Origin of the sequence: Natronocella acetinitrilica, from assembly GCF_024170285.1 — a bacterium.
GTDB lineage: Bacteria > Pseudomonadota > Gammaproteobacteria > Nitrococcales > Aquisalimonadaceae > Natronocella > Natronocella acetinitrilica.
This window is the reverse complement of the sequence record NZ_JALJXV010000011.1, coordinates 54,734-80,298: the sequence shown is the minus strand read 5'-3', so window position 1 is coordinate 80,298 and position 25,565 is coordinate 54,734. Positions and strand designations below refer to the sequence as shown.

Below are 25,565 nucleotides of genomic sequence, written 5' to 3'. Positions count from 1 at the left end.
TCACGCGCCTTCCCGCACTGCCTGCAGGCGTGCGTCGCCGGCGTTCTCAAGCACGCTACGCCCGGCCAGTCGATTGACCGCGCTCAGCACCGCATGCAATGACGCAGTGACGATATTTGCGTGCCGACCGACACCGTACAGGGTTGAACCGTCCGGACCACGCATCTCGACGTAGGCGACCGCCTGGGCATTGGCACCCGCGTTCACCGCATGCTCGGTGTAATCGGCTACCTGCAGTTCACAGCCCACATGTCGCGACAACGCCGTCACGAAGGCGTCGATGGGCCCGGTGCCCTGGGCGGCGATGAGGTGATTGTTGCCATCATCGCGGATAGTCGCCGAGAGCTTGTCATTGCCCTGGGCGTCCGTCCCTTCGCGATACTCCACCAGTTCGAAGGGGCGGTTCACGGTGAGGTATTCGTCGCGGAAGGCCGTCCAGATCTCATCGGCAACCAGCTCACGGCCGGTCTCATCGGTGACCCGCTGGATCACCTGGCTGAACTCGATCTGCAGGCGCCGTGGCATGACCAGACCGTAGTCACGCTCCATGAGGTAACTGATACCACCCTTGCCGGACTGGCTGTTGATGCGAATGACCGCTTCGTAGTTGCGGCCGACATCCAGCGGATCGATGGGCAGGTAGGGCACTTCCCACAGGCTGTCCGGATCCTGGGCGCCGAAGCCCTTCTTGATGGCATCCTGGTGCGAACCTGAGAACGCCGTGAACACCAGCTCACCGGCATAGGGGTGCCGGGGATGAACCGGCAATTGATTGCAGTACTCGGCCAGACGCATGACCTGATTGATGTCCGCGAAGTCGAGCCCCGGATGCACACCCTGGGTGTAGAGGTTCATGGCCAGGGTCACCACATCGACGTTGCCGGTTCGCTCGCCGTTACCAAACAACGTGCCTTCTACCCGGTCCGCGCCAGCCATCACCGCCAGCTCGGCCGCAGCCACCGCCGTGCCGCGATCGTTGTGCGGGTGCACGGAGACAATCACGCTATCCCGCCTTGCCACGTGCCGGCAGAACCACTCGATCTGGTCGGCATAGATGTTCGGCGTGGACATCTCCACCGTGGCCGGCAGGTTGAGGATGACCCGATGCTCCGGAGTCGGCTGCCAGACCGCAGTGACCGCGTCGCAGACTTCCACGGCGTAATCCAGCTCCGTGCCGGTGAAGCTCTCCGGCGAGTACTGGAAAACCCACTCGGTCTCCGGGGCTTCGGCAGCAAGATCCCGCACCAGCTCGGCACCCTGCACGGCAATATCGCGAATACCATCGCGATCCAGCCCGAACACAACGCGGCGCTGTACCGTAGACGTGGAGTTATACATATGAACGATGGCGCGCCGCGCACCCTTGAGGGCCTCGAATGTCCGGCGGATCAATTCGGGCCGCGCCTGGGTCAGCACCTGGACCGTGACATCGTCGGGGATACGATCCTGCTCGATGAGTTCACGACAGAAGTCGAAATCGGTCTGGGAGGCGGCGGGGAAACCGATCTCGATTTCCTTGAAGCCGATATCGACCAGTGCCGCGAACATGCGATGCTTGCGCTCGCCGTTCATGGGCTCGATCAGCGCCTGGTTACCGTCCCGCAGGTCGACGCTGCACCAGATGGGCGGTTGCTCGATGACCTTGTCCGGCCAGGTACGGTCTCGTATATCGATCGCCGCGAAGGCCCGATACTTGGATGATGGTTGCTTCAACATGTCTGGCTCCCGAATGCCTGCTTGATCTGCCGAACTGACCGCCCCGAGGGACGTTGTGGCACCGCTACGGCCACCAGGTCGCCACTAGACCCGGTGACCGCGGGGCAGTCGTAGCAGCGCAGCACGCAATACACGGACGCAGCGTAAAAAGAATCTTGCGGAAGTTTGACAGACGATCATGACGGTTACTCGGTGGCGCTGACTGGATAAACTGCGACGCTGCCCGACGCTCCTTCAGGAGGCCGGGTTTAGCAGTCGTAGTAGAGCGCGCGAGGCGAAATCCCGAGTATTCATGCCTAGAACATACGCAGAACCCACCGTGCCGGTCAAGTACCGGCGCCCATTCAAACCAGCCGCGTTCAGTGCCTGCCCGGGCCTTCCACCGTGTAGACCTTTACCTTTCGGTCCCGCAGCGGCGAGGTGCGCGGGAAGTGGGCGCGAAGAAACTCCATCTGGTCAGCGAGGATCCGCCGCCCCTTGAGGTAGATGTACTCCGCGTGGGTGGGAATGAACGGAATGGCGAGCAGCTCCATGCCGGCCTGCTCCGGCGTACGCCCGGCCTTGTAGTTGTTACAGCGCTTGCAGGCCGTCACCACGTTGTTCCAGACATCCTGCCCCCGCTGACTGATCGGCGTGACATGGTCACGGGACAGGCGGGAGGAGCTGTAATGCTCACCGCAATAGAGGCAGAGGAAGTCGTCGCGCCGGAACAAGGCCTTGTTATCCAACGGCGGCACGTAGCCATTGCGCCCCTTCATCACAGCCTGGACGCTGCCCTCGGTGGCAATGATCGAATTGAGTTCGATAACGCTGCGCAGCCCGCTTTTGGCGTTGTAGCCACCGCGGACACGATAGAGCAGGCTGCCGCAACTGTAGACAACCTGCCCCAGGTAGTAGAGCCGGACCGCGTCCTGATAGGTAATCCATTCCAGCGGCATGCCGGAAACGTCGGTCCGGAGGATCTGGCTCGCAAGGGTGAGCACCGTCAGATCTCCTGCTGGTCACGAAGGCCTGGTTTTGCAGGCGGCGTGATGTCTCAGTCCATGTATCCCACAGACCATGACAAATGACAATTGTTTCAACATGATGTAGGCCCTGCGAGAGAGTGGGCGATAACCCGCAATGGAGGAGTCCTGCACATGGCGAGGCAAGCCTGCTGGAGGCACCCTCATAGCCGCCTGACTCGCTACGCCCTTCAAATCTGGACAACTTTGCACTATGATTGCGCGGCTAGCGCGGCCGGGTCGTACCGTCCGCGCTTTTTTGTCCGACCCGTGATCGCTCCCGGGGTGTGGGCCGTTTTCAGGCTCGGAGCGGCACTCAATGAGGTCGGAGCAACCCTGTGAAAAACGGGAGATCAAACATGGCAATCAAGGTCGCTGTGCCGAAAGAGTCTCAGCCGGGAGAACGGCGTGTGGCTCTGGTGCCCAGCCTGTTCAAGCAGATGGAAAAGCTCGGAGTCGAGCTGCTGCTTGAAAAAGGTGCGGGCGTTGAAAGCGGATTCGATGACGACGCCTACGAGGGCGTCAAGGCCGTCACGGCCTCGAGCAAGGCCTTCAAGAGCGCGGACATCATGCTGAAGGTGCAACCGCCCACCGTGGAAGAGGTGGGCAAGCTCAAGCAAGGCAGCATCCTGATGGGCTTCATGGCGCCCCACGAAGGTGACACCCGCATCAAGGAGCTGGTCAAGCGCAAGATCACCAGCTTCTCCATGGAACTGGTGCCGCGTATCACCCGGGCACAGGCCATCGATGCGCTGTCGTCCCAGGCCTCCATCGCCGGCTACAAGTCGGTCCTGCTGGCTGCCAATATCAGCCCAAGACTGTTCCCCATGCTCACTACGGCCGCCGGCACCATCAAGCCGTCGAGAGTTGTCGTCGTGGGTGCCGGCGTGGCCGGTCTGCAGGCCATTGCAACGGCGAAGCGCCTTGGCGCGGTGGTAGAAGCCTATGACGTCCGCTCTGCCACCAAGGAGCAGGTGGAATCCCTGGGCGGCAAGTTCATCGATACCGGCGTCAAGGCCGATGGTGAGGGCGGCTACGCCCGCGAACTGACCAAGGAAGAACAGGCGCAACAGGCCAAGGTGCTCGCCGATCACATCGCCAAGGCCGATGCGGTGATCACCACGGCCGCCATTCCCGGCCGCCCGGCACCGAAGATCATTGATACCGCGACAGTCGAGCGCATGAAGCGCGGCGCAGTGGTCATTGATCTGGCCGCAGAGACCGGCGGTAACTGCGAGGTCACCCAGGCCGGCAAGGAAGTGGACCACAACGGCGTCATTGTCTATGGGCCCAAGAACGTGGTCAGCGCGCTGTGCCAGCACGCCAGCGAGATGTATGCACGCAACCTCTATAACTTGCTGACCCTCATCATCAAGGACGGCGAACTCGTTCTTGACTGGGAAGACCAGGTGCTGCGTGACAGCTGCCTGACCCATGACGGTGAAATCAAGCACGGCGCCACCCGCGAGCGCCTTGAGGGAGGGAAGAAGTCATGATCGAGATCACCGGTTTCACCGCCCTTTACATCTTCATGCTGTCCGCAGTGGCGGGCTATGAAGTCATTTCCCGAGTCCCTGTCATCCTGCACACGCCGCTGATGTCTGGCTCGAACTTCATCCACGGCATCGTGGTAATCGGCGCGATGATTGCGCTGGGCCACGCCGAGACACCAATGGAACAGCTGATCGGCTTCATTGCCGTGCTCCTTGGTGCAGGTAACGCCGTGGGCGGCTACGTCGTCACCGAACGCATGCTCGAGATGTTCAAGAGCAGCAAGAACGACGGATAAGGGGGCTAGGACATGTTGCATTTCCTGATACAACTGAGTTACTTCCTGGCCGCCGTTCTGTTCATCGTCGGCCTGAAGGGCATGAGTACGCCGGTCACCGCACGCCAGGGCATCATCTGGGCCGGTGTCGGCATGCTCGTCGCCGTCTTCATCACCTTTTTCCATCCGGAAATCCACGGCGTCACGAACTTCGTGCTGATCATCATCGCCATCGCCATTGGCGGCGGTCTTGCGTGGAAGACGGCCCAGACGGTGCAGATGACCGAGATGCCGCAGATGGTGGCACTCTACAACGGGATGGGTGGCGGCTCCGCCGGCGCCATCGCCGCCGTGTATCTGCTGGCAGCTCAGCGTAACCTGCTGGACACCGGGCAGAACGCCATCTACCAGTACATGGGCGCTGATGTGGCTTTCCTGGCCGTACTCGGCGGCCTGATCGGCTCGGTGGCCTTTTCCGGCTCGCTGGTTGCCTGGGCCAAGCTTGACGGCCGAATGAAGCGCAACAGCCTGGTACCACAGCAGCAGCTGGTGAACATCATCCTGTTCGCTGCCATGGTCATGGCGGGTATCTGGGTGTTCATGAGTGGCGGGGTGTTCCCCATCTTCGTGTTCTTTGCCCTGGCGCTGCTGTTCGGCGTGTTCATGGCAGTGCCCATCGGCGGTGCGGACATGCCGGTGGTGATTTCCCTATTCAACGCCCTGACCGGCCTCGCGGTTGGCTTCAAGGGCTACGTGCTGGGCAATCCGGCACTGATCATCGCCGGTACGGTGGTTGGTGCTGCCGGTATGCTGCTGACGCACCTGATGGCCAAGGCCATGAACCGGCCGATCCACAATGTGCTGTTCAGCGGCTTCGGCACCACCGGTGACAGCGGCGGCGAAGGCCCCGAGGGCGAAATGAAGGAAGTCGGCGCCGAAGACGCCGGCTACATGCTTGCCTATGCCGAGAGTGTTGTCATTGTGCCCGGCTACGGCATGGCCGTGGCCCAGGCCCAGCACAAGATCTGGGAACTGGTGCAATTGCTGCAAGAGCGGGGCGTGGACGTCAAGTTCGCGATCCACCCCGTGGCGGGGCGCATGCCGGGGCACATGAACGTGCTGCTGGCGGAAGCCGGGGTTCCTTACGATCTCATCTTCGACATGGAAGAGATCAACGAGGACTTCAAGACCACCGACGTCGCCGTGGTGATCGGCGCCAACGACGTGGTCAACCCCGCGGCGAAGAACGACGAATCCAGCCCCATCTACGGCATGCCGATCCTCAATGTGGACGAGGCGGAGAACGTGCTTGTCATCAAGCGCGGTCGAGGCACCGGTTTCTCCGGCGTGGAGAACAACCTGTTCTTCGAAGAGAACACCCGCATGGTGTTCGGCGACGGCGCCAAGGTGGCCAACAAGATGGTGGCTGCCGTCAAGGAACTCTAGGCACCGCACTGAGATTCATGGATGACCAGAGGCCGCTCCCGGGAGCGGCCTCTTTTTTTGCATCCACTGCGACAGACAAATGTGAACTGTGTCACAGAAAAGCAAGGGTGCCACGGCAAGCTAGTCAGGCCGACCACCGATTCATGCGCATTGGTGGCCCCGCCGAATGGAATCCTCGGATCATCACACGGAGCGTGATCATGCAGCGTCCAGTCCTGTCCGTCTCAGCCATCCTGCTTGGTGTTCTCACCGTGCTGCTTGCCGGCTGCCTCTCCGGAGGCGGTTCCAGCGGCGGGTCGAGCGGTGGCAACAACAGCAATACCCCGGTGGTAACCACCACCCCCGAAGGCGTCTACACCACGCACTACACCGGACCCGGTCAGCTGTCCTTCTCGTGGCGTCGCGACGAAACCGAAGACGACGGCGAACTCAGCCTGGTGGTGAACGGTTCCACCATCGCCACAACCCGGGACGCGCGGGATTGGGAGGAACGCCAGTACATCCTGCCTGCCGGGCAGGTGGAGGTCTCCTGGGTACATCGGGGTGGCGGCTGGATCGTAGACGAACAGATCCAGGCGCAGGTCGACACGGCCAACGAGCCGCTGGCCAGGCTCCAGGCGCCCACGTTTATCGAGGGGCAAACCACCGCGCCGCCGCAGGAAATCCCAACGAACGCGGTCTATTGGTCGCAGCAGTTCTCCTCCGCAGGTCCCGATGATCCGGTCATGATCCATGAGGGCATGACAGTGGTCATGGATGAACCCTCGGTGACGGTTCGCTCGCTCATGATTCATGGAACGCTGCTGTTTCAGGATCAGGACACCCATCTGCAAACCGACTGGATCCATGTCCATGGCCCTGCAGCACACCTGCAGATCGGCACTTCGGAGCGTCCCCTGGGCGCCGATATCCGCATCACCGTCACCGATCCTCGCCGTGTCTATCGGGAAATAGTCTCTCTGGACCGCGAGGCCACGGGCAGCAGCAACGGCCAGATTCTCTGGCACGTGGCAAGGGATGGCTCGAAAACGGACAAGCTGGACTTCGGCAACTACAAGGGGCTGATGGTGATGGATGGAGCCACCCTCTCTATCTATGGGCAAAGCGCCATGAAGCGCAGCTGGACACAACTGGCGGTGCCCGCGGAGCCCGGCGATACCACACTGGAACTCGTCAATCACACCGGATGGGCACCGGGGGACAGGATTGCCCTGGCGCCTACCGGCTACATCGCCGAGGAGGCGGAGAGCTTCACCGTGGCGGCGGTGGACGGGCGTCTTGTGACGCTGGCAGAACCGGTGCAGCACTACCACGCGGCGACGGTCCGCGCCTACGACGACATCGACGGGGCCGAGCGTCTGCTGGACATGCGCGCCGAGGTGGGTCTCATCTCGCGCAATATTGTCATCGAGGGAGACGAGGCCTCCGAAGAGCATCGTTATGGCGCCCACACCATGTTCATGTATCCCTCAACGGTGAACATATCCGGGCTGGAAATGCGCCGCTGCGGCCAGATGGGCAGCCAGGGGCGCTACTGTTCCCACTGGCATCGGCCCTACGTGGATAACATGGAGGCAATCTACGAGAAGCCCGAATTTCTCGATCTGTGGGAGCGCACCTGGGCCAATGCCAGCCTACCCCATCCACCCGGCGCCTTGCCCGATACCAACGCACAGCGCCGGCACTGGTACATGGATGGCGCCAATGGCCGCAACGTCTACGTTCACGCCACGCCCGAGGATCGCGCCACCCTTGATCGGCTGCTGATCGACTCGGTGGATGCCAGCGGCGACTACATTCGCAACAGCTCGGTGCACAGCTCGTTCCAGCGTGCCGTCAATCTTCACGGCGTGGCGGGTGTGGTGGTGGACAACAACGTGGCCTACGACATCAGCAACCACGCCTTCGTCTTCGCCGAGGATGGCAGCGAGTTCGGCAACACCATGACCGGCAACCTGGCCATCCTGGTGCGCAACGTACTGGAGCGGCAGAACATGGCGTTCCTCGGCCACCCCATCGTCCCCGCAGACAATCTCAATAACACCAACGCCGCCTGCTTCGAGGGCAGCCGGCCATTGAGCCTGCCGCAGACACCCTCCTGCCAGGAAGAGGACCGCACCGGTGCGTTCTGGGGTGAAAACCCCTTCAACACCCTGCGCAACAATGTGGCCGCCGGTGTCGCCGACCGGGGCAATGGCTACTTCTACAGCGCCGCCTTCACCAGCCGTGCCGTCTGGGACGAAGACCGCGGCCTCTACCGCATGGGCCGCACCATGAAGGGCGACAACTGGCAGGAGCGCCCGGTGATCGCGCCGGCGCCGATGATCTTCGAGAACAACCGGGCGCACACCATTTCCATGGAAAACGCCGAGGTGGAGCGTGGTTATGCGGACGCCAACGTGTATCCGCCCCAGGCCACCGCACTGGGCTTTTTCTTCCGCCAGTTCCGGCATCGTAACTCCCCCTCGGCGCCGGATGTCACGCTGCGGGGCATACAGGGTTACGGCTTCCAGGATCACGGGATCTGGATCGAGAACCGCCAGGTGGTGGAAGACTGCGTACTCGCGGCAGCCTACAAGCGACTCGTTATCCCCCACGGCGGTGGCAGCGATCTCGGTATCGACAACTGTGTGCTGGTGGGCGACACCGGGGATGCGTTCCTGGAACAGGAATATTATGGCTATCTGCGTGACCGCTGGTACCTGGCCTACGCGCCCAACTTCGGTCGCTCGCCGGACTCGTTTCGTCCGTTCATGCGCAACACCATCATCTACAACCATGGCGGTGGGCTGCTGCTGGAGAGCGGCGAGGCCCGGGCAATCACCAGCAACATCCGTGAAGTTGACTGACATGCCGGCCCGGGCCCACACGCCAGTGATCATGGCCGCGGTCGTTGCGGGCGTTGCCCTCGCCGCCTGCGACAGCACGCAGGCGGAGCATGCCACCCCGGACGCCTATGCCTATCCGGGGACGGTGCTCTGGTTCACGGCGGACCATCCGACGGTGCGGGAACCCGGCGATGTCGTGGACGTGGGGCGGGAACCGGAGTCACTGCCTCCCTTCGTCCTCGATTTCGACCCCGACGGACTGCGATATGCAGATGGGCAAGTCGGTGAGGCGGCCTGCCTGTTACCCGGCAGTGAATTCGCCCTGAGGCTGGACCCGTCCCTTGATCTCGCCCAACCCATGGACTATCGCCGCAAGAGCCTTGCCTTCTGGGTTCGACCAGAGGCCCTGACCACGGAACCAACGCCGATCTTCACGGCAATCCATGGCCCGAACGCCGGGATGCAGATTACCGTGGACGTGGAGAACACCACCCTCCATGCCTGGGACGATAACCGCAACTGGCACCAGACCATCAGCCAGGGCGCCCTGACCGAAAACGATTGGACGCACCTGGCGCTGACCCTGAACGCCGCTCATGTCGACGCAGCCCGGGACGGTTTAAGGTTCTACGTGGATGGGCACTCCGGCGAGCCGGCAACTGCGAAGATAATCATGGACCAGCAGGGCCGCCTGGTCTTTCATGCCCATGGCGACGCTGCAGTCTGCTTCGACGAAGTCGCCCTCTACATGGACGCCCTGACCGGCGAGTCGGTGCGCGACCTCTATCGTTACGGACTCGATCACTAGGACACGCCGGCCTTCATGGAACGCCAGGCCCGGGACCAGGCCTGGGAGATCTGCAAGCCATCATAGTCGTCCAGGGCGACGCTGATGGCGTGAATCAAAGCCTGGGCCGCCTCGGCATCAAGGTCAATTTCCAGCGCCCGGCAATAGCGCGCCAGCGCAAGACAGGCATCACTCAACGCATCATCCGGGGCTTCCCGCTGTTCCGCCGGCCCGAGACTTTCCAGCACCAGGGCCTGTTCCAGGCGCTCAACCTCAAGCTCCACTGCCAGCAAACGCTGTCGCACGTCTTCAGCGGATACTCCCGGCGTGACCTCCCAGCCACGCAGTGCCTCCCGGGCAGAGCGCATGGGCCGCAGCACGTCTCGCTGAAATGCCTCGGTACTCTGCACCAGAGCCCTGATGGCCGGCGCCGTCGGCGCGCCATGATGCGTCGCACTGAGCCAGAGCAGGGTCAGCAGCGCCGTGACGCTGACCCCGAGCCGATCCTGCAACTGCAACAGTTGCCGTGCCGCACCGGGCTGCTGGTAATAGCCGACGATACCTTGCCAGGCGGCCTCTCGATCCATGGTCATCGCACGCTCCCGTCCATGAGTATCATCATTGCCTCGTTGATCTTCTGCAGCGTGGCGGTCTCGCCGCCGCGGTCCGGATGGTGCCTCTGTACCAGACGTCGATACTGCCGCTTTATCGCGGCGGCATCGACGTTGGAACCAAGCCCCAGCACCTCCAGGGCCGCGCCTCGCCGGTCATCGGGTGTAGACAGGCGGCGCCAGAAATCGGAGATCATGGCCTCCACCTGGGCAGCATCCACACCGTCCATGTTGGCAAGATCCAGATAGTAGGCCCGCATGGGATCGGCTGCAGCAGGGACTGATGCCTCTGCCGGTCCATCGTCGCCTGGCGGAGCCAGAAGGCGTACACGTAGGCAGTGCACCTCTACCCCTTCACCGGTTTGCCGACGCAGATCCTCGTCCAGCCGGTAGAGACGATGAAAGAGGAGAAAGTGCGAGCGGAACAGGCATTCCGGATCGGCGAGATTCATTCGCTCATAGCCTGGAGCCTCAGCCTCATGCAGTGCCCGCAGCAACTCCCACTCACTGAGGCCTGCCGGGTGGCGGCGCAGCACTGCGAGAATTTGGCCCGCGGAATCGACGGCTGTGATCCCATTCCAGGTCTGCATGGTTCCAGTGTCATCCCCCACGCTTGGCCGTTGCAACCGCGACCATAGTAGACTGCGGGACCCCGGCCCATCGAGGCCGTGCCCGACTGTGACAGAGCCCCGATGACCGCAGGCCGCAACGCCACAATACTTCAGGTCGCCGTTCCCTGCCCCATTCCCGGAACGTTCGACTACCGAGCACCCGCTGACTTCACCGGCACGGTGGCCCCGGGTCAGCGCGTGCAGGTGCCTTTCGGTCGCCGGCAGGTCGTTGGCGTGCTGGTCGGGTGCAGCGACACCAGCGCCCTGCCGGAGAACAAGCTGCGGCGGGCAACAGCTATCCTCGACGAGTCGCCCCTGCTCAGCGCGGACGTACTGGAACTGGCCCGCTGGGCTGCAGATTACTATCACCATCCCATCGGGGAAGTATTCGCGACCCTGCTCCCCACCGCATTGCGCCAGGGCAAACCGGCCCGGCGGCGCCCCCCGGAGGCCTGGCGTCTCACGGAAGCCGGGCGCGCCATCTCCATTGCATCCCTGGGCCGCCGCGCACCACGACAGGCTGCGTTGCTGGAGCAGGCGGCGGATGCTGCAGCCGAGGGGGTCACTGCGGAGACCCTGCGAGATACCGGCGGCGACTGGCGCACGGCGCTCAATGCGCTGGTGGAAAAAGGGCTGCTGGAGGCCTGTCCGCCGCCCCGGACCCGACCGACTCCGGAGAGACCGTCGCTCAACGAAGAGCAGCAAGCCGCCTGCGATGCACTGATGGATATGGTGGAGTCCCATGGCGTCGCCCTGCTGGATGGTGTCACCGGCAGTGGCAAGACCGAGGTGTACCTGCGCGTCATCGCCGATGTGCTGCAACGCGACCGTCAGGTGCTGGTACTGGTACCGGAGATCGGGCTGACGCCGCAGTTGGTTCGGCGGTTCCGCCAGCGCCTGCCCGGCCGTCTGGTCAGCCTGCATTCCGGGCTGTCCGACGGTGAGCGGCTGGACGCCTGGCTGGCCGCGGCAACCGGCGAGGCGGACGTGATCGTCGGTACGCGTTCGGCGCTGTTCACCCCACTGGCCCGGCCGGGTCTGCTGGTGATCGACGAGGAACATGATCTTTCTTTCAAGCAGCAGGACGGCTTTCGCTACCATGCCCGGGATCTGGCCGTGGTGCGGGCGCGGCGACTGGGCGTTCCCGTGGTGCTGGGCTCTGCGACCCCAGCCATGGAAAGCCTGCATAACGCGGAGCGGGGCCGTTATCAGCACCTGCGCCTGACCCGGCGGGCCGGCGTCGCCCAGCCGCCCACAGTCCATCTGCTCGATCTACGCGGACAACGGCTCACCGCCGGGCTGTCGGAACCCCTGATCGCCCGCATGCGCAAGAACCTGGAGGAAGGCGGACAGAGCCTGCTGTTCCTCAACCGACGGGGCTACGCACCGGTACTGCTTTGCCACGACTGCGGCTGGGTGGCTGAATGTCCACGCTGCGACGCCCGGCTGACCTGGCACCAGGCGGCGAACCGCTTACGCTGCCATCATTGCGGCCATGAAACCATGGTTCACCGGCAATGCGGCGACTGCGGCAGCATTGACCTGCGCCCCATCGGCCAGGGCACCGAGCAGCTCGAACAAACCCTGGAGTCCCTGTTTCCCGACGTGCCCATCGCCCGGATCGATCGCGACAGCACCCGCCGCAAGGGCGCCATGGAGCACCTTCTGGCCCGGGCCCGCAGCGGCGAGGCCCGCATCCTGCTCGGCACCCAGATGCTGGCCAAGGGCCATCACCTGCCGGACGTGAGCCTGGTGGGCCTGCTGGATTGCGATCAGGGGCTGTTCGGCACGGATTTCCACGGCTCGGAGCGCATGGCGCAGCTCATCACCCAGGTGTCCGGCCGGGCCGGACGCGCCCAGCGGCCGGGTGAGGTACTGCTGCAGACCCACCATCCGGAACACCCGTTGCTGCAACTGCTGCTGCGGGATGGCTACCCGGCCTTTGCCCGGGCCTGTATGGAAGAGCGCGCAGCGGCGCTGCTGCCGCCATTCAGCCACCTGGCCCTGTTGCGAGCAGAAGCGGTGCAGCCTGAGGCACCCAGGCAGTTCCTGCAGGCGGCCCGGGAGCTGGCGGCCAGCGTGGCGGCGCGCGAGGTCGGCATCATGGGGCCGGTCCCCGCACCCATGGAGCGGCGGGCCGGTCGCTACCGCGCACAGCTGCTGCTCCAGTGCCGCACCCGCAAGCCCTTGCACATCACCCTGTCGCGGCTTGGCGAGGCACTGCAGACGCTGTCTGCGGCGCGCCGGGTCCGGTGGTCGCTGGATGTGGACCCGCAGGAAATGATCTGAGCGCCGGCCGGCCTCGCGGCCTTGCAACGTCACTGCGACCACGGATAATACGCGGGACTTCCACGCAACATCGCCCCCGGCGACCACCGGCAATACCAGGCCATGGGAACTCCATGAAAGAACAGATTCGCGCGCTGATCGAACAGGCCCTGCAGCGGTTACAGGCCGACGGCACCATTCCAGAGGAAGTGTCCATCCCCATCCAGGTGGAGCGCACCAAGGATCGCCGCCATGGCGACTTTGCGCTCAATACCGCCATGATGCTGGCCAAGCCGGCCCGACGAAAACCGCGGGAGATCGCCGAAGCGCTGGTGGCCGCCATGCCGACGGACGCGGCCATCCACCGCTACGAGATCGCCGGGCCCGGATTCATCAATGTGTTTCTCAGCCGGGAGGCTGCATTCCTGCCAGTCAGCAATGCGCTGGCCAAGGCCAACGACTATGGCCGTGTCGAGCGGGAGAGCGGCAACCGGATTCTGCTGGAGTACGTCTCGGCGAACCCCACCGGGCCGCTGCACGTCGGCCATGGCCGCGGGGCCGCTTTTGGCAGCGCGCTGGCCAACCTGCTGCTGGCCGCTGGGCACAGCGTGCAACAGGAGTACTACGTCAATGACGCCGGCCGGCAGATGGACATCCTGGCGGCCAGCGTATGGTTGCGTTACCTGGAACTGCAGGGCGAGGAAATCCGTATTCCGGACAATGCCTACCGTGGCGAATACGTGCGTGACATCGCCCGCGACCTGCAGCAGCGCGACGGCGATCGGCACCTGCACCCAGCGGCAATCGTACTCTGCGAGATGCCGCTGGACGGCTCCGAAGGCGGTGACAAGGAAAACTACATCGACACGGTGATCGAGCGCTGCAAGACCGTGCTCGGCGCGGCGGCCTACGAAGAGGTCTTCAAGCTGGCGCTGGATACCGTGCTGGACGATATCCGTGACGATCTGGCCGGCTTCGGCGTACATCATGATGTGTGGTTCTCGGAGCGCTCCCTCACCGGCTCCAGTGCCATTGAACACGCCCTGGACATCCTTGACCGGAGCGACCACCTCTACGAGGCGGATGGCGCCATCTGGTTCCGCTCCAGCAGCCTTGGCGACGAGAAGGATCGCGTGGTCCGCCGTGACAACGGGGTGACCACCTACTTCGCCTCGGATATTGCCTATCATCTCAACAAGTTCGAGCGCGGTTTCGACCAGTGCATCGACATCCTCGGTGCCGACCATCACGGCTATATCGGACGGCTAAAGGCCTCGCTGGAAGCGTTGGGACGTGATCCAGCGGGGCTGGACATCCGCCTGGTGCAGTTCGCCATCCTGTATCGCGGAACAGAGCGGATGCAGATGTCCACCCGCTCTGGCCAGTTTGTCACCCTGCGGGAGTTGCGCGACGAGGTGGGTACCGACGCGGCGCGGTTCTTCTACGTGCTGCGCAAACCGGAACAGCACCTGGACTTCGACCTGGAACTCGCCAAATCCCAGTCGGCGGACAACCCGGTGTACTACATCCAGTACGCCCATGCGCGCATCTGCAGCGTGATGCGGCAACTGGAAGAGAAATCCCTGAGCCATGATCTGAACAATGGCCTGGCTCACCTGACGCTGCTCACCGAAGAGCACGAGCAGGTGCTGGTGGATTCCATTGGCCAGTATCCGGAGCTGGTGGCCAACGCCGCCCAGGCCCGGGAGCCGCATCAGCTCGCCCACTATCTGCGCGACCTTGCCAACGCCGTCCACACCTATTACAACGCGCACCAGTTCCTGGTGGAGGACGCGGCGCTGCGGGATGCCAGGCTGTGCCTGGTGCTAGCCGCCAGGCAGGTGATCCGCAACGGACTCGGTATACTGGGCGTCACCGCGCCCGAGGCAATGTAGGCTTGATCGTTCATGGCAGCTAGACGCAAACAGACCCAGGCGCAGCCACGCAGGAAAGCTCCATCCGGCGGCGCGCCCGGCTGGGTATGGATGCTGGGCGGGTTTCTACCAGGCCTGTTTCTGGCCGGCCTGGTGCATCTGCATCATGAGCGACAGACGCACATGACCGCCGAACCCACCAGCCGCAGCGCGAGCGAACCCAGCACCGCGGCGGCACCGGAGGGTAGCGAACAGCGGCCGCGCTTCGAGTTCTACAAGTTGCTCTCGGAAATGGAGGTCGTGGTCCCCGACGACGATCCTGCAGCCGCGCCGGGCGATACCACCACCGCACGCATCGAGGCGGCGCCACCGCCAACAGCGCCACCCAGCGCCTCGAGCCCCACGCCGAGTCCGCCGGCGAGCGCGCCGGCTGACGATCCCGCCCGCTACGTGGTGCAGGCAGGATCGTTCCGCAACCACGGCGACGCCGACCGCCTCAAGGCACGCCTGGCACTGCTCGGCGTGGAAGCCGAAATCCAGAGCGTGCGCATCGAAGGTGGCGACACCTTTCACCGAGTGCGCATCGGGCCCATGAGTGACCGGCAGCGGGTCGAGGACGTCCGCCGTCGGCTGCAGGAAGAGCAGGTGGAAAGCATCCTCCTGCGCCTGCAGGGCTAAATCAGAGCGAGCGCAGGTTGCCGTCCTTGAACATGGCCTGCTTGAGGCGATAAAGCGCCGAGATATCCTCGTCGCCATGCCCCTGGGCCATCAGCCGTTCGTAGTGCTTGAGAGTCATCTCGATGATGGGCAGGGCCACGCCCTGTTCAGCGGCCATGGCCTTGCAGATGGACAGATCCTTGTGGTGCAGCGCGAGCTTGAAGCCCGGCTCGAACACCCCCTCCACCATGGTCTTGCCCCGGCGCTGCAGGAACCAGTTGCCCGCTGCGCCGCCGGCCACCACATCGATCACCTGCTCCATATCGAGCCCGGACGCCTGACCAAAGGCCAGTGCCTCGGTGACCGCCTGGTTCACCCCGGCCGCCATGATCTGATTGACGGCCTTGGTGGCCTGGCCAGCACCGCTCTCCCCCATCAGGGTGGCGGACTTGCCCATGGCATCGAACATGGGAGCCAGCGAATCGAATGCCGCCGCGTCGCCGCCCACCATGAACACCAGTTGACCGTTGTCGGCGCCCTCCTTGCCGCCGGACACGGGCGCGTCAAGAAAGGCAGCACCCCTGGCCTGAACCCGCTTGGCCGCCTCCCGGGCGGTATCCACAGCAATGGTCGAGCAGTCCACAACCACCTTGCCGGCCGCCAGGGCCGGCAGCAACTGGTCGATCACCGCCAGGACGTCTTCATCCCGGGAGACACAGGTGAACACCACGTCCACCGCCCGGGCCAGCGCTTCCGGGCTCGCCGCCACGTCCACGCCCAGCTCGGCACCCAGCTCCCGGGCCACTTCGGGTGAGCGATTCCAGACCGCGCCCAGCAAATCGGCCCCATGAAGATTGCGCGCCATGCCGACGCCCATGGCGCCGAGTCCGATTAATCCCGCTTTCATAAATCCTCCAGATAAGTGTAGCCGTCGAGGCCGGCTTCCAGGGTTTCCAGAAACTGTTGCCGTTCCTGGTCGGAGAGGTCGGCCGCCTGGACCTTGCGCCGGTAATCCTCGAGCAAGCGCTCGCGGTCGAATTCCACGTAGCGCAAAACCGATTCGACGGTATCGCCGCGGCGGGCCCCGCTCAGGTGATACCCCCCGTCGGTGAGGGTGACATTGACCGAGTCCGTATCGCCGAACAGGTTGTGCATGTCGCCCAGGATTTCCTGGTAGGCACCCACCAGGAAGATCCCCAGCAGATACGGTTCACCCGGCCGGAAGGGTGGCAGAGGGAGCGTGCTCTCGACACCGTCGCCGTCCACGTAGAGGTGGATGCAGCCGTCGGAGTCGCAGGTCAGGTCCTGTAGTGTGGCCCGGCTGCTGGGACGCTCGTCCAGCCGGCCCAGCGGCAGTATGGGGAACACCTGGTCGATGGCCCAGACATCGGGCATGGACTGGAAGACCGACAGGTTGCAGAACACCTTGTCGGCAAGCTTTTCGTTGAGTTCGTCGATGACTTCCCGGTGGGGGCGCGCCGTCCCGTCGAGCAACGGCAGAATACGCCGGCAGACCGCCTGGTAGAGTTGCTCCGCCAGCGCCCGCTGAGGCAGGTCGAGCACGCCGTGGGTATACATGCTCTGGGCTTCCTGCAGCACATGCAGGGCGTCGTGATAGCGCTCCAGGGGCTGGCGGTCATCCGCATCCTGCAGGTTACGCCAGAGATCGTGAAGGATCTGCGGGGCATCATCCGCCGGTGCCGCGATGTCGGTCTCTTCACCGGGCGTGTCATGGTCGATGATATTGGTAAGCAGCACGGCATGGTGTGCGGTCAGCGCCCGACCGGACTCGGAAATCACGTCGGGGTGCGGCAGGTCATATTCCTCGCAGATCTCCCACAGCGTGTGCACCACGTTATGGGCGTATTCCTCGACGCTGTAATTGATCGAGCAGTAACTGCGGGAGCGCGTGCCTTCGTAGTCGACGCCCAGGCCCCCGCCCACGTCCACGGTACGCAGCGGGGCGCCGAGGGTGCGCAGTTCGGCGTAATAGCGGGCCGCCTCGCGCATGCCGCGGCGGATATCCCGCACGTTGGGGATCTGTGAACCCAGGTGGAAGTGCAGCAGCTCCAGGCAATCCAGCATGTCCACTGCCCGCAGCCGCTCGACCACGGCGAGGGCCTGCACGGCGGTGAGGCCGAACTTCGACTTCTCACCGCCGGTGTTCTGCCATTTGCCGGCACCGATGGAGGCCAGGCGGATCCGCATGCCCAGCCGGGGGCGCACGCCCATGGTTCTGGCCTCGTCGATGACCAGCTCCAGTTCCGAGCGTTTTTCGATGACCAGATGGACGCGCAGGCCCAGCCGCTCGCCGAGCAGGGCCAGGCGGATGTACTCGCCATCCTTGTAGCCGTTGCAGATCACCACACTGCCGGGCGGTGCCAGCGCCAGCACCGCCATGAGCTCCGGCTTGCTACCCGCCTCCAGCCCGACACGGTCGCCGCCGCGGCGCAGGATCTCCTCCACCACGCGACGCTGCTGATTGACCTTGATGGGATAGACGGCGGTATAACGGCCGCGATAGCCATCATCCGCCATGGCGGAGCCGAAGGCCTCGCAGAGGGTGTCGACCCGGTCATGCAGGATGTCGGTGAACCGCACCAGGACGGGCAGGCTCAATCCCGCGGCTCGTGCCTCATCGGCAATGGCCTGCAGTTCGATGGCCGGCGTGTCGGAACGACGGTCCGGGCGCACAACCACCCGGCCCGCCTCGCCGATATCAAAATAGCCGCCGCCCCAATGGGCAACGTTGTAGAGTCTGCGCGCCTGCGCAATGCTCCAGTCTGTAGTCATCCCGGGCCGCTCTCCTGGGCGCCAACAAGGGCGCATAGGTTACCGCCCTTGCCGGGATGAAGGCCATGCCCGCTACACTCGGGCCACAAACCAGACCGATTGCACTCTATTGGTGCATTGCCGGGGAATGTCGTGGCGGACTGGTTGGTTCCGTGGGATGCATTACAAGCTGACCGCAACCCTTACATCACCCCCTGGCTTTCGGGATAATCGCGCCGAATCCATTCAACGCAGACATGGTTGGTGATCGTGGACGACAAACACTGGTTTACCGAGGACTATCCGGAGGCGGGGACCGCGTTCTCGTTGCGCATCCGCGCCAAGCTTCATGAAGAGCAGACGCCGTTCCAGAAGCTTGAGATCTACGAAACCGAACACTGGGGCAACCTGATGGTGCTGGATGGCTGCGTGATGCTGACCAGCCGGGACAACTTCACCTATCACGAGATGATGGCCCACCCCGTGCTGTTCACTCACCCGGATCCGAAGCAGGTTGTGATCATCGGCGGTGGCGACTGCGGCATGCTGCGTGAAGTGCTCAAGCACAAGGCCGTCGAGCGATGCGTGCAAGTGGATATCGACGAACGGGTCACGCGCGCATCCGAACGCTTCTTTCCCGAACTGTGCAGCGCCAACGATGACCCGCGGGCGAAGTTACTGTTCGCGGACGGGCTGGACTACATGCGCCGACTGGAGCCCGGCTCCGTGGACGTGGTGATCGTGGACAGCACCGATCCGGTGGGGCCTGCGGAAGGTCTGTTCGGCACGAAATTCATGGCCGATGTCTGGCGCGCTCTCGGTGACGACGGGCTGATGGTGCAACAGAGCGAGTCACCCATACTGCATCTGGATACGTTGCTCGCTGACGTCTACACCGCCATGCGCGGCGGCGGCTTCACGCAGGTCAGATCCCTACAGTTCCCGGTGGTGGGCTACCCCTCGGGCTGGTGGTCGGCCACCATGGCCGGCAAGGGCGACGTGGACCTGACGGCTTTCCGGGAGACCGACGCCGCGGCGAAGCCATTCGCCACCGAGTACTACAACGCCGCCATGCATCGCGCCGCCCTTGCAATTCCGGAGTTCTGCAAGAAACTCATGGCCGACAGGTCGGGCTGACTACTCAGCCCGACGATTTCAGGCGATCCAGGCGCAGCCGCTGGCGACCATCGAAGAGCCGGCGACTGCCCACGAGGACCGCCACCACCGTCCCAAAGCCGGTACCGACGGTGATCAGAAACATGACCAGGATCTGATACTTCACGGCCAGCGCAGGGGCCGTGCCGGCCAGGATCTGGCCGGTCATCATGCCCGGCAGGCTTACCACCCCCGCCGCCGCCATGGCGTTGATGGTGGGAATCATGCCGCTGCGCATGGCGTCCCGGCGAATGTCCGCCACCGCGGCGCGCCAATCCATCCCCAGCATCAGACGACCCTCGATGACCTGGCGCTGGCGCCAGGCACCGTCGGTCAAGCGGTCCATCCCCAGGGCCACGCCGGTCATGGTGTTGCCCAGCATCATGCCCAGCAGGGGGATTGCGTACTGGGGCGTGTACCACGGCTCGGGACCGATGATAAAGGCCAGGGCGAGGACCGTCACGGTGAAGGAGGACAAAAACATGGACACCGTGCCGATGCCGAACGCCCAACCCCCGACCAGCCGGTGCTTCTGCCGCGACATAACCTCGTAGCCAGCAATCAAGAGCATGACCGTGGCCATGAGCGCCACCCAGGGCAAGGACGCCACCGCGAACAGCGCTTCCAGCACAAAGGCGATGATCGCGAGCTGAATCACTGTGCGCAAACCGGCGACAAGCAGATCCTTCCCCAGCCCGAGTCGCCCCAGGTGGGTCACCCCGGCAAGTGCGACGACCAGGGACGCGCCGATGGACAGCTGCCACCAGGACAACTCGATCACGCCACCCTGCATGGAATCTCCCGGAGCGCTTCGCCACGAATCGTGAAGTGTCGATGAGCCACTCTTTCGATCTGCGCCGGATCATGAGCGACCCACAGTACGGGAATGCCCATACGTCCGGCATAATCCCGCAACCAGGTCTCGACGCGGCGCGTGGTATCTCCGTCCAGATTGGCGGTGGGCTCGTCGAGCAGCAGGGCCCGGGGCATCAAGGAAAGCGCTCGCAGCACGGCGAGGCGTTGCTTCTCCCCGGATGAGAGCCTAGACACCTCCCAGGCGAGTACCGAATCCGACAGGCCGAAACCATCCAGACTGCCAGGCAAGGGTTCGACGAAATGGGCAGCGACTGTCTCGGCCCACCAGGCGCTCTCGGCTGGCACAAGCATGACCCAGCCGCGCCAATGATGGGCCGCAACCCCGGATTGCCGGTCATGGCCGATAAGCGCATCACCTCCGTGGGCCTCCAGATCGGCCACCGCTCTCAACAGGCGACTCTTGCCGGAGCCGGACGGGCCGGAGAGGCAGACGATCTCGCCGGGCTGAACGGTAAGGGACACTTTCCGCAGCGGCCCAACCGTCAGGTCCTCAATCACGAGTGCGTCCATGGCCGATCAATCTACCGACTTTGGATTCTGAAGTCAGTGCTTGACGCAATAACAAACCGGGCGCCATGAAGGCGCCCGGTTTCTTACTACAAATGACGGTTTCGACCTACTTTGAAGCCTTGCCGTCGAACTCCGGATAGGCTTCCATGCCGCACTCGAGGATGTCGAGACCTTCGACTTCTTCTTCCTCACTCACGCGGATACCCATCGCGGACTTGAGAATCGCCCAGACAATGAAGCTGGTGATGAAGACCCAGCCGAAGATGGCGCCGAGGCCGATAATCTGGACAAAGAAACTGGCGTCGCTGTTCCACAGCAGCACCGCCATGACACCCCAGATACCGCAGGTGCCGTGGACAGAGATCGCACCGACGGGATCATCGATCTTCAGCTTGTCGAGACCGATGATGGAGAACACCACGATCACGCCACCGATGGCGCCGATTATGACGGCCATCAACTGGGACGGGACATCAGGACCGGCAGTGATGGACACCAGGCCGGCCAGCGCGCCGTTGAGGATGAAGGTCAGGTCGGCCTTACCGAACATGGCCTTGGAGAGAATCATCGCGGCGATCAGACCAGCCGCGGCGGCCAGGTTGGTGTTGGTGAACACCAGGGCCACGGCGTTGGCGGACTCTACGTCGGACACCTTCAGCTCGGAACCACCGTTGAAGCCGAACCAGCCCAGCCAGAGAATGAACGTACCGAGCGTCGCCAGCGGCAGGTTGGCGCCGGGAATGGCGCGCACTTCACCATCCTTGCCGTACTTGCCCTTACGCGGCCCGAGCAGGATGACACCAGCCAGTGCAGCGGCCGCGCCGGCCATGTGCACGATGCCGGAACCGGCATAGTCGGAATAGCCCAGGGCATCCAGCCAGCCTTCACCCCAGGACCAATAGCCCTGGACGGGATAGATGACACCGGTCAGCACGATGGCGAACACCAGGAAGCTCCACAGCTTCATGCGCTCGGCGACAGCACCAGAGACGATGGACATGGCGGTTGCCACAAACACCACCTGGAAGAAGAAATCGGAGGTGTTGGAGTAGTAGATGTCACCATCGCTACCCAGCACTTCGGAAACGCTGTTATCCAGGTCGAGGCCGAAGCTCAGCCCGGGGATAACGCCATTCGGACCACCGCCGTACATGACCTGGTAGCCGAAGAACAGGTACATGATGCAGGCGACGGAATACAGGGAAATGTTCTTGGTCAGGATTTCGGTCGTGTTCTTGGAGCGCACCAGGCCGGATTCCAGCATGGTGAAGCCCGCAGCCATCCACATCACAAGAGCACCGGAAATCAGGAAGTAGAACGTATCCAGCGCGTATGCGATTTCAATTGCTTGATCCATCTTCTTTTCCTCGTCAGAAATCAGGGAGCCAGATCAAAGAGCGTCCTTGTCGGTCTCGCCGGTGCGAATACGAATCGCCTTCTCAAGTTCGAAGACGAAGATCTTGCCGTCGCCGATCTTGCCGGTGTTGGCGGCCTTGGTGATTGCCTCGATAACGCTGTCCACCAGGTCATCGGTAATGGCAACCTCCAGCTTCACCTTCGGCAGGAAGTCGACGACGTACTCGGCGCCACGGTAGAGTTCGGTGTGACCCTTCTGACGCCCGAAGCCCTTTACTTCCGTCACGGTGATACCCTGCACACCGATTTCCGAAAGGGCTTCACGCACGTCGTCCAGCTTGAAAGGCTTGATGATCGCGGTGATGAGTTTCATGCCCAGTGTCTCCCTGATGCGTTTTTGCCGCTGCGCGGCATCGGAACATGCCCTCCGGACTTCCGGAGCGGTTGATTGCAGGCCGGGATGGCGGCGGAATTTCGGCAACGGCTACCGTTCCGTGGTCGCTGCCTGCCGGATCGGCCGCCAGGCCGACGCTCCGACACCCGACTTGACAGCGGTGAGAGCATTTCCCGTGCCATTTGTTGTGAGCCCTTGTAAAACGTGGTGTTATTGGCCGAAGAGAGCCGACGACGCACCGCAGCAATCACGGATACGCACCGAATTAGTGCAAAATGCGCTTTCTTGGTGCAGACACAGACCGATTTCGAGAGGAGGGAATGCACCATGCTGGACCCCAAGACACTCGATGAGCTCAGCCGGAAGTTCAGCGAAAACCTGCCATCCGGCCTGCGCGAATTTCAGCGCGAGGTAGAACAGAACATGCGGGCCGCCATGCAGAGCACCTTCCATCGCATGGAACTGGTCACCCGTGAGGAGTTCGACGCCCAGTCAAAGGTGCTGGCCCGCACCCGCGCCCAGCTGGAAGCACTGGAAGAGCGGGTTAGCGCACTGGAAGCGCTGGTCAAGGAATCCGAGTAAACAGCAGCAATACACCCAGGGAAGGGTCACATGACAATTGCCATTGCCTACGGCAGGGCCGGGATCGGCGTTGATGCGCCATTGGTAACGGTGGAAGTCCACCTGGCCAACGGCCTGCCGGCTTTCTCCATGGTGGGGCTACCGGAAACGGCGGTAAGAGAGAGCCGCGACCGTGTCCGTAGCGCCATCGTCAATAGCGGCTTCGACTTTCCGCGCAAGAAGATCACCGTGAATCTGGCTCCTGCGGACCTGCCCAAGGACGGCGGCCGCTTCGACCTGCCCATTGCCATCGGCGTACTGGCCGCGTCAGGGCAATTACCGTCTGAACAGCTCCCGCACTGGGAATTCGCCGGGGAACTCGCCCTCACCGGCGCCCTGCGTGCCGTGTCCGGCGTGTTGCCGCTGGCAGTCCAGACCCGCCGGGCCGGCCGCCGGGTGATGGTGCCCAGCGAGAACGGTGGCGAGGCGGCCCTGGCTCATCCCGGTGAGAGCTTCGGCGCGGATACACTGAACGCGGTCACCGCCCATCTCCGTGATGACGCACCACTAACCCCGTCCGAGCCCCTTACCCCGTCAGAAACCCTGTCCGTTGCCGACCTCTCGGCGGTGAAGGGGCAGGCGCGGGCAAGGCGCGCGCTGGAAGTTGCCGCCACGGGTTGCCATTCACTGCTGCTGGTCGGGCCACCCGGCACCGGCAAGAGCATGCTGGCGTCACGATTGCCCGGCATCCTGCCGCCCATGACCGAAGATGAGCGCCTGGCCTCCGCCGCCGTGCGGTCACTGGCCCGGGCCGGCTTCTCCGCAAGCGACTGGAATCACCGCCCTTTCCGCGCCCCGCATCATTCGGCATCGCCGGTGGCCCTGGCGGGCGGTGGTAGCCGTCCGCGCCCGGGAGAAATTTCCCTGGCCCACAACGGCGTGCTGTTTCTCGATGAACTGCCGGAATTCAGCCGCCACGCCCTGGAGATCCTGCGCGAGCCGCTGGAGACAGGCCATGTCACCGTCTCCCGGGCAGCGGCCCAGGTTGAGTATCCGGCCCGCTTCCAGCTAGTCACCGCCATGAATCCCTGCCCCTGCGGTCACCTGGGCGATCCGGTCAAGGACTGTTCCTGCAGCCCGGACCAGATCGCTCGCTACCGTGGACGCATCTCGGGACCCCTGCTTGACCGCATCGACCTGCAGGTGGAAGTGCCGCGCCTGCGGCCGGAAGAATTGCAGGATGAAGCGCCCGGCGAAAGCAGCGATGTGGTGCGGGACCGCGTACTGGCCGCCCGCGAACGGCGCCTGGCGGAGAGCGGTTGTGCCAGCGCCGCCATTGCCGCCGACGCCATTGAGGCCGCCTGCGGGCTGGGTGCCACCGAACGGCGCTTTCTCACGGAAGCGCTGCACCGGCTGGGGCTCTCCGCCCGGGGCTATCATCGCGTGCTGCGGGTGGCCCGGACCATTGCAGACCTGGCGGGAGACGATCGCGTGACCGTGGGTCAACTCGGTGAGGCTCTGGGCTATCGGCGGGTACTGAACGAATAGCAGAGGGGCAATGGTCAGCGTTGGTTTGGTGCGTTACGGCCTTTGGCCTAACGCACCCTACGGGAGGCCGTGCAAATTGCTTGGCCGGCATGATGGGCGGGCTGCGGGCACGGCTGAATGTAGGGTGCGTTAGCGCTTGCGCGTAACGCACCGCGACCTCAGCTAGGCCGCTCCGGTCTTCTGTTTGGTAACAAGCATGCCTTCCCGGATGATGAAGTCCCGCACGGTCTCGAGGCCCTCACCGGTCTTGAGGTTGGTAAAGACGAACGGCCGGTCGCCGCGCATCTTGCGGCTGTCGCGGTCCATGACTTCCAGCGACGCGCCGACGCCATCCGCCAGATCGATCTTGTTGATCACCAGCAGGTCCGACCGGGTGATCCCGGGGCCGCCCTTGCGCGGGATCTTGTCGCCGGCGCAGACGTCGATCACGTAGATCGTCAGGTCGGAGAGTTCCGGGCTGAAGGTCGCCGACAGGTTGTCGCCACCGCTTTCCACGAACACCACGTCGAGCCCGGGAAAGCGCTGGTTGAGATCGGCCACCGCGGCCAGGTTCATGGACGCGTCCTCGCGGATGGCGGTATGCGGGCAGCCGCCGGTTTCCACACCGACGATGCGATCCGGCTCCAGCGCCCCGCGACGGGTGAGAAACTCGGCATCTTCCCGGGTGTAGATGTCATTGGTCACCACGGCGATGTTGTAGTCATCACGCATGGACTTGCATAGCGCCTCCAGCAGCGCCGTCTTCCCCGAACCCACCGGGCCGCCGATACCCACACGCAGGGACTGGCTGTCGCTCATGGCTGTCTCCTTCATCAAGTGCGCG

Annotated in this window: 22 protein-coding genes; 11 read left to right on the top strand and 11 right to left on the bottom strand. The window is 63.7% G+C overall.

The features are described from left to right. Together leuA and J2T57_RS19610 are read right to left on the bottom strand one after the other, a co-directional pair. Nucleotides 1-1,716: a 2-isopropylmalate synthase gene (gene leuA, locus J2T57_RS19615; RefSeq protein ID WP_253483954.1), complete on the bottom strand. Its 1,716-nt coding sequence runs from the start codon at nucleotides 1,714-1,716 to the stop codon at nucleotides 1-3. 359 nt (nucleotides 1,717-2,075) lie between these two features. Further along, nucleotides 2,076-2,654 (bottom strand): HNH endonuclease, encoded by a 579-nt coding sequence (locus J2T57_RS19610; protein ID WP_301289579.1) that lies wholly within the window; start codon nucleotides 2,652-2,654, stop codon nucleotides 2,076-2,078. Nucleotides 2,655-3,079: 425 nt separating this feature from the next. Here J2T57_RS19610 and J2T57_RS19605 point away from each other — a divergent pair, with 425 nt between their 5' ends. The 5 genes from J2T57_RS19605 (at nucleotide 3,080) to J2T57_RS19585 (ending at nucleotide 9,570) form a co-directional block, all read left to right on the top strand. Next, a complete protein-coding gene (locus J2T57_RS19605; RefSeq protein WP_253483950.1) occupies nucleotides 3,080-4,216 on the top strand; it encodes a Re/Si-specific NAD(P)(+) transhydrogenase subunit alpha in 1,137 nt (378 codons plus the stop codon). Continuing rightward, nucleotides 4,213-4,509 (top strand): NAD(P) transhydrogenase subunit alpha part 2, encoded by a 297-nt coding sequence (locus J2T57_RS19600; protein WP_253483948.1) that lies wholly within the window; start codon nucleotides 4,213-4,215, stop codon nucleotides 4,507-4,509. Before J2T57_RS19605 ends, J2T57_RS19600 begins: the two co-directional genes overlap by 4 nt. Nucleotides 4,510-4,524: 15 nt before the next feature. Next, the gene (locus J2T57_RS19595; protein WP_253484282.1) at nucleotides 4,525-5,934 is read left to right on the top strand and encodes an NAD(P)(+) transhydrogenase (Re/Si-specific) subunit beta; all 1,410 of its coding nucleotides are present in this window, start codon (nucleotides 4,525-4,527) and stop codon (nucleotides 5,932-5,934) included. A gap of 200 nt (nucleotides 5,935-6,134) precedes the next feature. After that, a complete protein-coding gene (locus J2T57_RS19590; RefSeq protein ID WP_253483946.1) occupies nucleotides 6,135-8,783 on the top strand; it encodes a G8 domain-containing protein in 2,649 nt (882 codons plus the stop codon). After that, the gene (locus tag J2T57_RS19585) at nucleotides 8,770-9,570 is read left to right on the top strand and encodes a LamG-like jellyroll fold domain-containing protein (protein ID WP_253483944.1); all 801 of its coding nucleotides are present in this window, start codon (nucleotides 8,770-8,772) and stop codon (nucleotides 9,568-9,570) included. Before J2T57_RS19590 ends, J2T57_RS19585 begins: the two co-directional genes overlap by 14 nt. Here the strand turns inward: J2T57_RS19585 and J2T57_RS19580 are convergent. Both J2T57_RS19580 and J2T57_RS19575 read right to left on the bottom strand, forming a co-directional pair. Continuing rightward, nucleotides 9,567-10,142 (bottom strand): TIGR02444 family protein, encoded by a 576-nt coding sequence (locus tag J2T57_RS19580; protein WP_253483942.1) that lies wholly within the window; start codon nucleotides 10,140-10,142, stop codon nucleotides 9,567-9,569. The two genes, J2T57_RS19585 and J2T57_RS19580, sit on opposite strands and share 4 nt — an antisense overlap. Then, nucleotides 10,139-10,750 carry a DNA-J related domain-containing protein gene (locus J2T57_RS19575; protein WP_253483940.1) on the bottom strand — a complete coding sequence of 204 codons (612 nt, stop codon included), beginning with the start codon at nucleotides 10,748-10,750 and terminating at the stop codon, nucleotides 10,139-10,141. The genes J2T57_RS19580 and J2T57_RS19575 overlap by 4 nt, the downstream gene beginning before the upstream one ends. A gap of 102 nt (nucleotides 10,751-10,852) precedes the next feature. On the opposite strand from J2T57_RS19575, the gene J2T57_RS19570 reads away from it, so the two are divergent. The 3 genes from J2T57_RS19570 (at nucleotide 10,853) to J2T57_RS19560 (ending at nucleotide 15,591) form a co-directional block, all read left to right on the top strand. Continuing rightward, a complete protein-coding gene (locus J2T57_RS19570; RefSeq protein ID WP_253483938.1) occupies nucleotides 10,853-13,060 on the top strand; it encodes a primosomal protein N' in 2,208 nt (735 codons plus the stop codon). 113 nt (nucleotides 13,061-13,173) lie between these two features. Further along, nucleotides 13,174-14,934 carry an arginine--tRNA ligase gene (gene argS, locus J2T57_RS19565; RefSeq protein ID WP_253483936.1) on the top strand — a complete coding sequence of 587 codons (1,761 nt, stop codon included), beginning with the start codon at nucleotides 13,174-13,176 and terminating at the stop codon, nucleotides 14,932-14,934. A 12-nt stretch (nucleotides 14,935-14,946) separates the two neighbouring features. Next, nucleotides 14,947-15,591: an SPOR domain-containing protein gene (locus tag J2T57_RS19560; RefSeq protein WP_253483934.1), complete on the top strand. Its 645-nt coding sequence runs from the start codon at nucleotides 14,947-14,949 to the stop codon at nucleotides 15,589-15,591. A gap of 1 nt (nucleotide 15,592) precedes the next feature. Here the strand turns inward: J2T57_RS19560 and J2T57_RS19555 are convergent, their stop codons facing one another. Both J2T57_RS19555 and speA read right to left on the bottom strand, forming a co-directional pair. After that, entirely contained in the window at nucleotides 15,593-16,477 is an 885-nt protein-coding gene (locus J2T57_RS19555; protein WP_253483933.1) for an NAD(P)-dependent oxidoreductase, read from the bottom strand. Continuing rightward, entirely contained in the window at nucleotides 16,474-18,363 is a 1,890-nt protein-coding gene (gene speA, locus J2T57_RS19550; RefSeq protein ID WP_253483931.1) for a biosynthetic arginine decarboxylase, read from the bottom strand. The genes J2T57_RS19555 and speA overlap by 4 nt, the downstream gene beginning before the upstream one ends. 246 nt (nucleotides 18,364-18,609) lie before the next feature. Between speA and speE the strand changes: the two genes are divergently transcribed. Then, the gene (speE, locus tag J2T57_RS19545; protein WP_253484278.1) at nucleotides 18,610-19,479 is read left to right on the top strand and encodes a polyamine aminopropyltransferase; all 870 of its coding nucleotides are present in this window, start codon (nucleotides 18,610-18,612) and stop codon (nucleotides 19,477-19,479) included. Nucleotides 19,480-19,483: 4 nt separating this feature from the next. Here the strand turns inward: speE and J2T57_RS19540 are convergent, their stop codons facing one another. From J2T57_RS19540 to glnK, 4 genes are all read right to left on the bottom strand, one after another. Next, nucleotides 19,484-20,290: an ABC transporter permease gene (locus J2T57_RS19540; protein ID WP_253483929.1), complete on the bottom strand. Its 807-nt coding sequence runs from the start codon at nucleotides 20,288-20,290 to the stop codon at nucleotides 19,484-19,486. Then, nucleotides 20,275-20,883 (bottom strand): ABC transporter ATP-binding protein, encoded by a 609-nt coding sequence (locus J2T57_RS19535; RefSeq protein ID WP_253483927.1) that lies wholly within the window; start codon nucleotides 20,881-20,883, stop codon nucleotides 20,275-20,277. The genes J2T57_RS19540 and J2T57_RS19535 overlap by 16 nt, the downstream gene beginning before the upstream one ends. 106 nt (nucleotides 20,884-20,989) lie before the next feature. Beyond that, complete coding sequence (locus J2T57_RS19530; protein ID WP_253483925.1) at nucleotides 20,990-22,240, bottom strand: ammonium transporter; 1,251 nt, start codon at nucleotides 22,238-22,240, stop codon at nucleotides 20,990-20,992. Nucleotides 22,241-22,273: 33 nt separating this feature from the next. Next, entirely contained in the window at nucleotides 22,274-22,612 is a 339-nt protein-coding gene (gene glnK, locus J2T57_RS19525) for a P-II family nitrogen regulator (RefSeq protein WP_253483923.1), read from the bottom strand. 348 nt (nucleotides 22,613-22,960) lie between these two features. Between glnK and ubiK the strand changes: the two genes are divergently transcribed. Continuing rightward, nucleotides 22,961-23,215 carry a ubiquinone biosynthesis accessory factor UbiK gene (ubiK, locus tag J2T57_RS19520; RefSeq protein ID WP_253483921.1) on the top strand — a complete coding sequence of 85 codons (255 nt, stop codon included), beginning with the start codon at nucleotides 22,961-22,963 and terminating at the stop codon, nucleotides 23,213-23,215. 30 nt (nucleotides 23,216-23,245) lie between these two features. After that, nucleotides 23,246-24,742 carry a YifB family Mg chelatase-like AAA ATPase gene (locus J2T57_RS19515; protein WP_253483919.1) on the top strand — a complete coding sequence of 499 codons (1,497 nt, stop codon included), beginning with the start codon at nucleotides 23,246-23,248 and terminating at the stop codon, nucleotides 24,740-24,742. A gap of 162 nt (nucleotides 24,743-24,904) precedes the next feature. On the opposite strand, the gene ureG is transcribed toward J2T57_RS19515, so the two are convergent. Further along, entirely contained in the window at nucleotides 24,905-25,540 is a 636-nt protein-coding gene (gene ureG / locus J2T57_RS19510; RefSeq protein ID WP_253483917.1) for an urease accessory protein UreG, read from the bottom strand. Nucleotides 25,541-25,565 lie beyond the last annotated feature (25 nt).

Bases quoted from the DNA above. Each gene is read 5' to 3' on its own strand.
- J2T57_RS19530 (WP_253483925.1), bottom strand. From the start codon at position 22,240: ATGGATCAAGCAATTGAAATCGCATACGCGCTGGATACGTTCTACTTC.
- J2T57_RS19560 (WP_253483934.1), top strand. From the start codon at position 14,947: ATGGCAGCTAGACGCAAACAGACCCAGGCGCAGCCACGCAGGAAAGCT.
- J2T57_RS19570 (WP_253483938.1), top strand. From the start codon at position 10,853: ATGACCGCAGGCCGCAACGCCACAATACTTCAGGTCGCCGTTCCCTGC.
- leuA (WP_253483954.1), bottom strand. From the start codon at position 1,716: ATGTTGAAGCAACCATCATCCAAGTATCGGGCCTTCGCGGCGATCGAT.
- ureG (WP_253483917.1), bottom strand. From the start codon at position 25,540: ATGAGCGACAGCCAGTCCCTGCGTGTGGGTATCGGCGGCCCGGTGGGT.
- J2T57_RS19580 (WP_253483942.1), bottom strand. From the start codon at position 10,142: ATGACCATGGATCGAGAGGCCGCCTGGCAAGGTATCGTCGGCTATTAC.
- J2T57_RS19600 (WP_253483948.1), top strand. From the start codon at position 4,213: ATGATCGAGATCACCGGTTTCACCGCCCTTTACATCTTCATGCTGTCC.
- argS (WP_253483936.1), top strand. From the start codon at position 13,174: ATGAAAGAACAGATTCGCGCGCTGATCGAACAGGCCCTGCAGCGGTTA.
- speA (WP_253483931.1), bottom strand. From the start codon at position 18,363: ATGACTACAGACTGGAGCATTGCGCAGGCGCGCAGACTCTACAACGTT.
- J2T57_RS19610 (WP_301289579.1), bottom strand. From the start codon at position 2,654: ATGCCGCTGGAATGGATTACCTATCAGGACGCGGTCCGGCTCTACTAC.
- ubiK (WP_253483921.1), top strand. From the start codon at position 22,961: ATGCTGGACCCCAAGACACTCGATGAGCTCAGCCGGAAGTTCAGCGAA.
- J2T57_RS19555 (WP_253483933.1), bottom strand. From the start codon at position 16,477: ATGAAAGCGGGATTAATCGGACTCGGCGCCATGGGCGTCGGCATGGCG.
- glnK (WP_253483923.1), bottom strand. From the start codon at position 22,612: ATGAAACTCATCACCGCGATCATCAAGCCTTTCAAGCTGGACGACGTG.
- J2T57_RS19590 (WP_253483946.1), top strand. From the start codon at position 6,135: ATGCAGCGTCCAGTCCTGTCCGTCTCAGCCATCCTGCTTGGTGTTCTC.
- J2T57_RS19605 (WP_253483950.1), top strand. From the start codon at position 3,080: ATGGCAATCAAGGTCGCTGTGCCGAAAGAGTCTCAGCCGGGAGAACGG.
- J2T57_RS19575 (WP_253483940.1), bottom strand. From the start codon at position 10,750: ATGCAGACCTGGAATGGGATCACAGCCGTCGATTCCGCGGGCCAAATT.
- J2T57_RS19515 (WP_253483919.1), top strand. From the start codon at position 23,246: ATGACAATTGCCATTGCCTACGGCAGGGCCGGGATCGGCGTTGATGCG.
- J2T57_RS19540 (WP_253483929.1), bottom strand. From the start codon at position 20,290: ATGCAGGGTGGCGTGATCGAGTTGTCCTGGTGGCAGCTGTCCATCGGC.
- J2T57_RS19535 (WP_253483927.1), bottom strand. From the start codon at position 20,883: ATGGACGCACTCGTGATTGAGGACCTGACGGTTGGGCCGCTGCGGAAA.